The sequence below is a fragment of the Mycobacterium sp. DL99 genome (assembly GCF_004762045.1).
In the GTDB taxonomy this organism is placed as follows: Bacteria; Actinomycetota; Actinomycetes; order Mycobacteriales; family Mycobacteriaceae; genus Mycobacterium.
Window position 1 is genome coordinate 2,042,235 of sequence record NZ_SJOM01000007.1, and the last position, 11,249, is coordinate 2,053,483.

Below are 11,249 nucleotides of genomic sequence, written 5' to 3' on the forward strand. Positions count from 1 at the left end.
CATGGCGGTGCAACCTTTTCCCGCAGATTGGCGGAGGGCGCTGGTGTTGGTGCCGCATCCGGATGACCCCGAGTACGGGGTCGGCGCGGCGGTCGCGATGTGGACCGCTGCGGGGAAGACCGTGCATTACGCGCTGGCTTCACGGGGCGAGGTCGGTATCGCCGGCATGCCACCCGAACAGGCAGGCCCGCTGCGGGAAGGGGAGCAGCGCCGGTCGGCCGCCATCGTCGGGGTTGACGATGTGGCGTTCTGGGACTTTCCGGACAGCAACATCCGCGACACCCCCGAGCTGCGGGCGAAGATCGCCGAGGCCATCGTGGCGCTGCGTCCCGACGTGGTCATCACGCTGTACAGCGGGCCGAGCTGGGCCCCTGGCGCACCCAACCAACGTGATCACATCGAGTTCGCCCACGCGGTCGCCGCGGCTTACGACACCCTGGCCGATCCGCCCACTTGGCTCTTCGAGAACGGGCCGGATCCGACGCATTGCGAGGTGGTCGACGGCTACACCGAGGTGGCGGTGAATTCCCTTGCCGCCCACAAGGTCTACCTGTCGGTGCTCGACCCGGAGACGCCCGTCGTCGACCAGGCCCGTCAACAGGTGGAGAACTCGACACCCGCGCGGCCGGGCTTCGGTGCGCGAACCGTTGGCTTCATCCTCAAGCGGCATCGCTGAACCGGCCGGGCCTCGGCCTACCATCGCACTTGTGCGTGCAGTGGTGTATTCCGAGGTCGGCGTACTGCCGACGGTGGTCGAGGTAGCCGATCCCGAGTGTCCTGACGACGGAGTAGTCGTCGAGGTGGCGGCCACCGGCGTGTGCCGGTCTGACTGGCACGCCTGGCGGGGGCATGATCCGGTTGCCTTGCCGATCATCCCCGGGCACGAATTCGCCGGAACCATCGCGGCGGTCGGTGTGAACGTGTCGGGTTGGCAGGTGGGCGACCGGGTGACGGCCCCCTTCGTGCTGGGGTGCGGACGGTGCGAGTTCTGTGCGGCCGGCGACGCTCAGGTGTGCCCCGACCAGGAGCAGCCTGGCTTCACCTTGCCGGGATCGTTCGCGCAGCAGGTGGCGGTGCCACGGGCTCAGGCCAATCTCGTCCGCCTGCCCGACGGGGTCTCGTTCGCCTCGGCCGCCTCGCTCGGGTGCCGGTTCGCGACGTCGTTCCGGGCCGTGGTCACTCATGGCGAGGTACGGCGCGGCCAGTGGGTCGCGGTGTACGGCTGCGGCGGGGTCGGCCTCTCGGCGGTGATGATCGCGAAAGCGTTCGGCGCCAACGTCATCGCGGTTGACCTGAACCAGGACGCACTGGCCGCGGCCGGTCACCTCGGTGCCGATGAACTGGTCAACAGCAGCGAAAGTGCCGACATCGCAACAGAAGTGGTAGAACGCACCGGCGGTGGCGTGCACATCGGTGTTGACGCCCTTGGTCATCCGGCACTCGCGGCCGCCTCGGTGTCCTCGCTGCGCCGACGGGGTCGGCATATCCAGGTGGGGCTGCTGCTGGGGGACGCGGCACAGACCGCATTCCCGATGGACCGGGTGATCGCCCAGGAACTGGCGATCCTCGGATCGCACGGCATGCCCGCTGTCGACTATCCGGCGATGCTCGACCTCATCGCGTCCGGAGCGCTGCAGCCGGAGTTGTTGGTCGCGCGGCGGGTGGGCCTGGACGACGCGGGCGCGGCGATGGCCGCCATGGACGCACCCACGGGTCCGGGAATGACGATCATCGAGCCCGTGCCGGCCGGCTAGCCGTCAATCTGGCCCCGGTTCCGTTGGGCTACAGCACGATAACGGTCGCCCAGGCCGTCGAGGTCGCGCGTCTGCGCACCGGCGATGGCCTGCTCGGCGGCGAGGGCCGGACCGATGAGGGGATCGCTGCCGCGGGTGTAGATCTCCTTCAGCCCGGCCATGATCGGGCCCGGTACCTCCGCGATCTGACCGGCCACCTCCAGAGCGCGGTCCAACAGTCGTTCGTGTGCGACCACCTCGGTGACCAGGCCGAGGCGTTCGGCGCGGGCGGCGTCGACCACCTCGCCGGTCATCGACAGCCTGCGCGCCATCGCGGCGCCGACCACATGGGGCAGCCGTGCCGTCATCCCGCCGCCGGGCAGGATCCCGACCCGGGCGTGGGTGTCGGCGAACACCGCGCGTTCAGAGGCGATCAGGAAGTCGCAGCCCAGCGCCATCTCCAGCCCGCCGGTGAATGTCGCTCCGTTGATCGCCCCGATGATCGGGGTGTGCAGCTCGCCGGTCTTGGTGATGCAGTTGTGGGACTGGAACTTCGCGAAATACTCCATGCCGAGCGTCTGCGCCTCTTTGAGGTCGACGCCGGCACAGAACGCGGGGTCGGTCCCGGTGAGCACGATGGCACGCACGGTCTCGTCGGTATCGGCGTCGCCCAGAGCTGTGTACAGTGCCTCGATCAACTCACGGCCCAGGGCGTTCCGCGACTGCGGGCGATTGAGCGTGAGGACCCGGACGGCGCCGTGGTCAGCGGTGAGGACGGTCGTCATGGATCGAATGTAGCCGGTCGTATCGCGTACCGGAGAGAATGCTGTCCACTTACTCGTAACTTGCTGTGAGCGTGGTCGATTGGTCCTCGGATCAACGCGGATATTCGAGTAGTCGAGTACGCAGGCGCGCCACCGCCAGCGAATGCAGTCTAGGGGTAGAGCTGCGGATCGACCGCGCTCGACGCCGAAGGAGCCCACCATGTCGACAGTCCGTGCTTCTAACGCCGTACTCGCCGTGAATGTCTTCTGCGGCGACGCCAAGACCCTGCTGGCTTTCGACCTGACCGCCGACTCGGCGCGGGCGGGACTGGCCGGCTTCACCGTCGAGGTCCATCCGCCGGGAGTCCCGCCGTACTACGTCGACAACAACCTCCGCTTGGCAGCCTCGACCGACCATGCTCAGGTCGCGGGGCAGTCCGCGTATTCGAGTGTGAATGCCCCGATCCACAAGTTCCGCTGGGTGCATGTGCCGGGCCTGGTCCATCAAGGCGGTAGCCCCACTTTCGGCACGTACAGTTACGTCGTCACGCCGCGCTATTTCAGCGCCGCCGGTGCTCTGCAGCCGCTGGATCCGAGTCTCGGTGTGACCATCGATGTGGAAGTCGGCCCCTTCGTCAAAGGCAGCCTGACGGCCAGTTTCACTCGCGGCTATGTGCAATCTCAGGCGTTCGTCCGCCATTTCGGGCCCACCACACACCTGCGCCCAGCGGATGACTCGTTGACGTTCGATACGGCGGCGGCAGCAGCGACTGGACCTGACGGCCAAACCTACAGTTACGCACAAGAATACGAGTGGCTCGGGTTCACCGCGCGGCAACGGATCTTCGACCTGCTGACCGAAGTGCAGACCGATCCGACGCTGACGGTGGACGTATTCGCATACGACCTCAATGAGCCCGACGTGTGTGCGCTTCTGCTCAAGCTCGCCGCAAGCGACCAGGTCCGGATCATCCTCGACGACTGTCCCGAACATCACAGCACGACCAAAACCCTGCCCGAGGACCAGTTCTATGATCAATTCACCGCTCAGTCCGGCTCCACCTCAATCCTGCGCGGGCATTTCAACCGCTATGCCCACGACAAGGTTTTGGTGCTCTCCGACAAGGACGGCCCGCGCACGGTGCTGACCGGATCGACCAACTTCTCGATCAACGGGCTGTATGTCAACGCGAACCATGTGCTCGTCTTCGAGGACCGGGACGTTGCCGGCACCTACGCCGCTGTATTCAACGAGGCGTGGCAGGACGGAATCAAAGCCAAGCCGTTCGCAGCGTCGCCGTGGGCAACCCAACCGTACGTGTTCGGTGGAGGTACGTCGGCAACCCCGTCCACCTCGATCACGTTCTCTCCGCACACGGCGGACATCGCCAGTCAGATTCTGGGCGCGCTGGTCGACCGGGTAAAGGCCGAGTCGTCGGTGACGCCACCTCCGTTCGGTTCGGTGTTCTTCGCCGTCATGGATCTGGGCGGGACCTCAGCGAACCCGGTCTATGAAGCACTGAATGAAATACACTCAGACACTGCGGTATTCAGCATGGGCATCTCTGATTCGCCGAAGGGCATCTCACTGTACGTGCGCGGTCAGAAGGCGGGTCTGCTGGTCTCGGGAAAGCCCGGGCACGTCGTGCTTCCTCCGCCGTTTGACCAGGTGCCGCAAGTCGTAGGGCACGAGGTGCACCACAAGTTCGTCGTGTGCGGGTTCCGCGGTGCCGATCCAGTGGTGTACTGCGGGTCGTCGAATCTGGCGCTCGGTGGGGAACAGGCCAACGGCGACAACTTGCTGGCGATCCGGGATGCCGACGTGGCCACGGCTTTCGTGATCGAGGCCGTGGAGCTGGTGGACCACTACCAGTTCCTGGACACGCTGAGTACCAAGTCCGCAACGTCTGTGAGCGCCGCCGGCGCGACCGCCGACCGCCGCTCCGCCGCCGCGGCCGCGGGCTGGTTCCTGGGAACCACCGACGCTTGGGCGCAGAAGTTCTTCGATCCCGACGATCTGCACTGCGCCGATCGCGAGTTCTTCGGAAGCTGACTCAGGCAGAGCTGGGAACGGCCGCGATAATGACGGGGATATCTGTGTTTTCGTCGAGATAGTAGCTCGCGCATACGCGGTGATAGCCGTCGGCGATCTGCGCCGGCACGGCCGTGGAGATCTGGCCGCGCACCAACAGGATCGGTGACAGGGGCTTGCTCTGATTCACTTTCTCCAGGTCCGCTTTGACGTGCAGGTTGTCCTGCGGCAGCAGCGGAAGCCGGGCGGCCCGCAGGATGTCTTTCGCCTTCTTGTGCACGACCGTGCCCTCGCGGAGAGCGTCGACGATGTGAGAAACGGTTTTGGCGTCGGCGATCAGCTCGAGATAATCGGCGGCCGCGGGGTAGTCGTGTGTCTCGGGCTTCTTCAGCCAGCTGACTTCCGGCATCTTCGTGTCCCTTTCGAATTCGAGTTGGTGGGCGGACGGTGCGTCACGCCGGGCTTCCTTTATCTTGCCTACCGAACCGGGCCGGGTGATGCGTAGGACGCTACTCGAATCGAATCAGGAAAAGCGCTGTGAGACAGCCGATATTCGGCTGTGAAGAGCTAGCGCAGGAAGGTCTCGGCGCTATTGGCCAGATCCAACAGCGGTTGCGGAAGTGCACCGAGCGCGAACGTGACAGCCGCGGTGACGGTGATGACGGCAGTGGTGATTCCGCTGGGGACGACGACCTCGGGTGCGTCCTCGGGTGGATCGGTGAAGAACATCAGCACGATCACCCGCACGTAGAAGTAGGCCGCGACGGCACTGGCGATGACGCCGACGATGACCAACGGGATCGCCCCGCCCTCACCCGCGGCCTTGAACACGGCGAACTTGCTGACGAACCCGCTCGTCAGCGGAATCCCGGCAAACGCCAGCAGAAACAGCGAGAACACCACGCCCACAATCGGATACCGCCGGCCCAGACCCGCCCACTGGGACATGGCGGTGGCCTCCTCACCGGTGGCGTTGCGAACCAGGCCGACGACCGCGAACGCGCCCAACGTGCTGAATCCGTACGCGAACAGATAGAACAGCGTCGAGGACACCCCGGCGGGGTTGGCGGCGATCACGCCGGTGAGGATGAATCCCGAGTGTGCCACGGCGGAGTACGCCAGCATGCGTTTGACGTCGGTCTGTGTGACGGCGGTGATGGTGCCGACCACCATGGTCAGGATCGCGATAGCCCACAGAACCAGCCGCCAATCATCGCGTAACTGCGGTAGTGCGACGTAGAAGATCCGCAGCATGGCGCCGAACGCGGCGATCTTGGTGCCCGCGGCCATGAAGGCCGTGATCGCGGTGGGTGCACCCTGGTACACGTCGGGGATCCACGAATGGAACGGAACAGCACCGACTTTGAACAACACCCCGACGAGCAGCAGGGCGATACCGGTCAGCGCCAGCGGCGTGTTGGGCGCCTTGGTGACCACGGCGTTGGCGATGCCGCTCAGGTCCAGGGTGCCGGCGTAGCCGTATAACATGGCCGCGCCGTACAGGAAGAACGCTGACGAGAATGCACCCAGCAGAAAGTATTTCAGCGATGCTTCCTGCGACAGCAACCGCCGGCGGCGAGCCAGCCCGCACAGCAGATACAGCGGCAGCGACAGCACTTCCAGCGCGATGAACAAGGTCAGCAGATCGTCGGCGGCCGGGAACAGCAGCATGCCGCCGATGGCGAACATGGTCAGCGGAAAGACCTCGGTCTGCATCACACCGGTCTTCGTGGCCAGCTTCTCGGCGACACTTCCCGGTACCGCCGACGCCTGCGGTGTGAAGCCGTCCAGACCGCGGGGATCGCCGGAAGTTTCTGAAGCGGGCTGGCGTTCGGCGATGAGCAGGATGCCCAGGATGCCGACGAGGGCGATGGTGCCCTGCAGGAACAATGCCGGGGCATCGAGCACGACCGAGCCCAGCACCGCGGGCCTGCCGGGAGTGCCGTGCAGGTCGCGGGCGAGCAGAACCACCGCCACCACGGCGGCCACCAGCCCACCCAGTGCGAGGGCGACCTGTGTCCCGTAACGCGCGGGCCGGGGCAGGAATGCCTCGACCAGCACGCCGGCCACACCCACTCCGAAGACGATCAGCATGGGGGAGAGCAGGCCGTATTCGATGCTCGGCGTCACCATGATCAGCGGCCCCCCTCGGCGATGGTCGGTGGTGCGCTCGGCACCGGATCGCTCTGTCCGATGGTGGTCAGGGTGTGCTGCACGGCGGGATTGATCACGTCGAGTGCGGGTTTGGGATAGATGCCCAACACCAGCATCAGCGCGATCAACGGTGCCACCACGACGAGTTCGCGTGGTACTAGATCAGGTAAGCCGCGCACACCGTCGTCGCCGTCGAGCAGCCCGTCGCGCACCGGACCGGTCATCATCCGTTGGTACATCCACAGGATGTACACCGCGGACAGCACCAGCGCGGTGGCGGCGAACACCGCGACCACCGGATAGCGCGTGAATGTGCCGATGAGAACCAGGAATTCACTGATGAAGGGTGCCAGACCCGGCAGTGACAACGTCGCCAAGCCGGCCACCAGGAACGTCCCGGCGAGCACCGGGGCCACCTTCTGCACGCCGCCGTAGGCGTCGATCAACCGGGAACCGCGCCGCGACACCAGGAACCCGGCGATCAGGAACAGTGCGGCCGTGGAGATCCCGTGATTGATCATGTACAGCGTCGACCCGGCCTGGCCCTGACTGGTCATCACGAAGATGCCGAGAATGATGAAACCGAAGTGCGAAATCGAGGTGTAGGCGATCAGGCGCATCACATCGGTCTGACCGATCGCGAGGACGGCACCGTAGATGATGCCGATCACCGCGAGCGTGATGACCAGCGGACGGAAATAGGTTGAGGCATCGGGAAACAGCGGCAGGCAGTAGCGCAGCATGCCGAATGTGCCGACCTTGTCCATGATCGCCATCATCAGCACCGCGCTGGCCGGGGTGGCCTGGACCGCGGCATCGGGCAGCCAGCGGTGGAACGGCCACAGCGGAGCCTTGACCGCGAACGCGAACATGAAGCCCAGGAACAAGAAGTTCGCCACCGCGGGGTTGATCACGAACTCGCCCGACGAGACCGCGGCGACGATCGCCCGGAAATCAAAGGTGCCCGAGGCTGGATTGTCGGCACCGCCGACGGCCGCGAACGCGTGGCTGCCCGCGGTGACCACGTACAGGCCGATCACCGCGGCCAGCATGACCAGACCGCCGAACAGGTTGTACAGCAGGAACTTCACTGCTGCTTTGGAAGCTTGAGCTCGGTGTCCGCCAAACCCGCCGATCAGGAAATACATCGGGATCAGCATGGCTTCGAAGAACACGTAGAACAGCAGGATGTCCAGAGCCACCAGGGACATGAACACCATGCCCTCGACGGCCAGCGTCAGCGCCAGGTAGGCCTGCACGCCCCGGCCGCCGAGCCCGGTCTGGTGGGCAGCATCGTTCCAGCCCGCGATGATCAGAAGCGGCAGTAGGACGGCCGTGAGAACGACCAGGGCCAGGGCGATTCCGTCGACCCCGAGGATGTAGCCGGTACCGAAGGACGGGATCCAGCGGTGCGATTCGACGAACTGATACTGCTCGCCGCCCGGATCGAAGCCGACGGCGATCACGCCCGCCAGACCCAGGGCTGCCAGCGAGATCGCCAGTGCCAGCCATTTCGCGAGTGTCCGTTGAGCGGCCGGGAGCAGCATCACCACGGCGGCGCCCACCGTCGGGAGCGCCCACAGCGCCGTCAGCCACGGAAATGTGCTCACCACAGTCGCACCGCCAGGATCGTCGCCACCACCAGAGCCGCCCCGCCGAGCATGGACAGCGCGTAGGACCGGGCGAAGCCGGTCTGCAACTGGCGCAATCCATTCGATGTTCGGCTCACCAGTGCGGCCAGTCCGCCGGCGGTGCCGTCGACCACCTTGTCGTCGACGGCGACCAGCGCCGCGGTCAGGGTCTGGCCGCCTCGCATGAACACCGCCTCGTTGAATGCGTCGCCGTACAGATCGCGGCGGGCGGCCACCGTCAGCGCCGACCCGTCGGGCACCTCAGCCGGGACCGGTCGCTGCGCGTACATCCGGTAGGCCACCGCGATGCCGACCGCGACGACCGCGAGCACCATCACCGTGACCACCCAAGCCGGGATCGCGTGGTGCGCCTCGTGGGCGCCGACCACCGGCTCGAGCCAGTGCGACAGCGTGCCGCCGATCGCCAGCGCACCACCGGAGACCACCGAGCCGACCGCGAGCAGGATCATCGGCCAAGTCATCACGGCTGGGGCCTCGTGCGGATGCGCCTGTTCCTCCCAACGAGGTTCGCCGAAGAAGGTCATCAGCATCACCCGGGTCATGTAGAACGCGGTGATCCCGGCTCCCAGGATCGCGGCCCCACCGAGGACCACGCCCCGTACCCCTCCGGCACCGAGCGCCGCCTCGATGATGCTGTCTTTCGAGAAGAAGCCGGCCAGCGGCGGCACCCCGATGATGGCCAGATAGCCGAGCCCGAAGGTGGCGAACGTGATCGGCAGGATCTTCCGCAGCCCGCCGTATCGGCGCATGTTCACCTCGTCGTTCATGGCGTGCATCACCGACCCCGCGCCGAGGAACAGTCCGGCCTTGAAGAAGCCGTGAGTGAGCAGGTGCATGATCGCGAACGCGTAGCCGGCCGGCCCGAGCCCGGCTGCCAGCACCATGTAGCCGATCTGGCTCATCGTGGATGCGGCCAGGGCCTTCTTGATGTCGTCCTTGGCGCAGCCGACGATCGCACCGAACAGCAGCGTGACGGCGCCGACGATGACCACACCGGTCTGGGCGCCCGGGGTCAGATCGAAGATCGGCCCCGACCGCACGATGAGATAGACACCGGCGGTGACCATGGTGGCGGCGTGGATCAGCGCCGACACGGGGGTCGGGCCCTCCATCGCGTCTCCGAGCCAGGACTGCAACGGCACCTGGGCTGATTTACCGCATGCGCCCAGCAACAGCAGCAGACCCATTGCGGTGAGCGTGGACTCGCCCAATGCCGGTGCGGCGCTGAAGACTCCGGCGAATGAGATCGACCCGATGGTGGCGAACATGATCATCAGGGCGATGGCCAGGCCCATGTCGCCGACCCGATTGACCACGAACGCCTTCTTGGCCGCGGCGGCGGCCGAGGGCTTGTACGACCAGAACCCGATCAGCAGATACGAGGCCAGGCCCACGCCTTCCCACCCGGCGTACAGGCCGAGGTAGTTGTCCGCGAGAACGAGCAACAGCATGGCTGCCAGGAACAGATTCAGGTACGCGAAGAACCGTCGCCGATCCGGATCGTCGGCCATGTACCCGATCGAGTAGATGTGGATCAGGGACCCGACGCCGGTGATCAGCAGCACGAAGCACACCGACAGCTGGTCCAGTTGAAGCCCGAAATCCACCTGCAGGCCGGCCACCGGGACCCACGAGAACAGGGATTCGGCGACCACGCGGTGCTCGCCGTCGCGGCCCAGCATCTGCGTGAAGAGCACAGCCCCGAGGACGAACGCTCCCAGCGCCGTCGCACAACCCAGCAGATGTCCCCACCGATCGGATCGGCGGCCGCTCAACAGCAGCACCGCGGCTCCGGCGGCGGGGAGGGCGATCACGAGCCAAATCGGAATCGTCATGTTGCCCTTAGTGCCTCAGCAGACTGGCGTCGTCGACCGAGGCCGAACGGCGGGTGCGGAAGATGGTCATGATGATCGCCAGGCCCACCACCACCTCGCAGGCGGCGACCACCATGGTGAAGAACGCCACCACCTGGCCGTCGAGCTGGCCGTGCATGCGAGAGAAAGCGACGAACGCCAGATTGGCGGCGTTGAGCATGAGCTCGACGCACATGAACATCACAATGGCGTTGCGTCGCAACAGCACTCCCGACGCGCCGATCGTGAACAACAGTGCCGACAAGTAGAGATAGTTGTCGGGATTCATCGCATCACCCCTCCCCGTTCGGCGAGTTACTCATCGTGCGCTGCGGCAGAATGGCGCTGACCGATGATGCTGCATCGGAGCCATCGGGCAGCCGCGCCGGGACGTCGACGGCGTTGTGCCGTGCGTAGACACCGGGATTGGGGAGCGGGGTCGGATGCCCGCCGGCCTGGAAGCGTTCGACCGCCAGTTCGCGTTGAGTCTTGCGGTGCTCGAACCGCTCCCGGTGGGCCAGCACCATCGCCCCCAGTGCCGCGGTGATGAGTAATGTGCTGGTCAACTCAAACGCCCACAGATACCGGGTGAAGATCAGCGCTGCGAGCCCCTCCACATTGCCGCCGCTGTTGGCCTGCGCCAGCCCGGTGAAGCCGGCGACCGAAACGCTACCGATCCCCGCGATCAACAGGATCCCGAATCCGGTGCCGGCGGCGAGCGCCGCAAGGCGTTGGCCGCGTAGCGTTTCGGCGAAGGTTTCGGACAGGTCGACTCCGATCAGCATCATCACGAACAGGAACAGCATCATCACCGCGCCGGTGTAGACCACCACCTGCACCACACCGAGGAACAGAGCGTCCTGGGCGATGTAGAGCGCTGCCAGCGAGATCATGGTGCTGGCCAGGAAGACCGCGGAGTACACGGCTTTCGGTGCCGCCACCACTCCGATGGCGCCGAGCACCGCGACGGTCCCGAGGATCCAGAACAGAACTGCTTCCGACGTCGATGTCCTCGCCGCGCCTTCCGCCGCGGCGAGCCGCGAAATATGCTCTGCGGCGAG

The 11,249-nt window shown here is 65.9% G+C and carries 10 protein-coding genes; 3 read left to right on the top strand and 7 right to left on the bottom strand.

The annotated features are described in order from the left end of the window. The first annotated feature begins 1 nt into the window (after position 1). On the top strand, positions 2-676 hold the full coding sequence (locus EYZ64_RS10275; RefSeq protein WP_135453345.1) for a PIG-L deacetylase family protein: 675 nt from the start codon (positions 2-4) through the stop codon (positions 674-676). 31 nt (positions 677-707) lie between these two features. Continuing rightward, entirely contained in the window at positions 708-1,754 is a 1,047-nt protein-coding gene (locus tag EYZ64_RS10280; protein ID WP_135453346.1) for a zinc-dependent alcohol dehydrogenase family protein, read from the top strand. Here the strand turns inward: EYZ64_RS10280 and EYZ64_RS10285 are convergent. Further along, a complete protein-coding gene (locus EYZ64_RS10285) occupies positions 1,751-2,518 on the bottom strand; it encodes an enoyl-CoA hydratase (protein WP_135453347.1) in 768 nt (255 codons plus the stop codon). The genes EYZ64_RS10280 and EYZ64_RS10285 overlap by 4 nt on opposite strands. A 199-nt stretch (positions 2,519-2,717) precedes the next feature. Between EYZ64_RS10285 and EYZ64_RS10290 the strand changes: the two genes are divergently transcribed. Then, entirely contained in the window at positions 2,718-4,550 is a 1,833-nt protein-coding gene (locus EYZ64_RS10290; RefSeq protein WP_135453348.1) for a phospholipase D-like domain-containing protein, read from the top strand. Position 4,551: 1 nt separating this feature from the next. Here EYZ64_RS10290 and EYZ64_RS10295 read toward each other — a convergent pair whose 3' ends face one another. The 6 genes from EYZ64_RS10295 to EYZ64_RS10320 all read right to left on the bottom strand — a co-directional run bounded on the left by EYZ64_RS10295 (position 4,552) and on the right by EYZ64_RS10320 (position 11,234). Continuing rightward, positions 4,552-4,938 (bottom strand): hypothetical protein, encoded by a 387-nt coding sequence (locus EYZ64_RS10295; RefSeq protein WP_135453349.1) that lies wholly within the window; start codon positions 4,936-4,938, stop codon positions 4,552-4,554. A gap of 158 nt (positions 4,939-5,096) precedes the next feature. Then, complete coding sequence (gene nuoN / locus EYZ64_RS10300; protein ID WP_135453350.1) at positions 5,097-6,662, bottom strand: NADH-quinone oxidoreductase subunit NuoN; 1,566 nt, start codon at positions 6,660-6,662, stop codon at positions 5,097-5,099. Positions 6,663-6,664: 2 nt separating this feature from the next. After that, positions 6,665-8,296 (bottom strand): NADH-quinone oxidoreductase subunit M, encoded by a 1,632-nt coding sequence (locus tag EYZ64_RS10305; RefSeq protein ID WP_135453351.1) that lies wholly within the window; start codon positions 8,294-8,296, stop codon positions 6,665-6,667. After that, a complete protein-coding gene (gene nuoL, locus EYZ64_RS10310) occupies positions 8,290-10,170 on the bottom strand; it encodes an NADH-quinone oxidoreductase subunit L (RefSeq protein WP_135453352.1) in 1,881 nt (626 codons plus the stop codon). Before nuoL ends, EYZ64_RS10305 begins: the two co-directional genes overlap by 7 nt. A 7-nt stretch (positions 10,171-10,177) precedes the next feature. Then, positions 10,178-10,477, bottom strand: coding sequence for an NADH-quinone oxidoreductase subunit NuoK (gene nuoK / locus EYZ64_RS10315; RefSeq protein WP_044516943.1), 300 nt, complete (start codon positions 10,475-10,477; stop codon positions 10,178-10,180). Positions 10,478-10,481: 4 nt separating this feature from the next. Then, positions 10,482-11,234, bottom strand: a complete 753-nt coding sequence (locus EYZ64_RS10320; protein ID WP_135459930.1) for an NADH-quinone oxidoreductase subunit J — start codon at positions 11,232-11,234, stop codon at positions 10,482-10,484. Positions 11,235-11,249 lie beyond the last annotated feature (15 nt).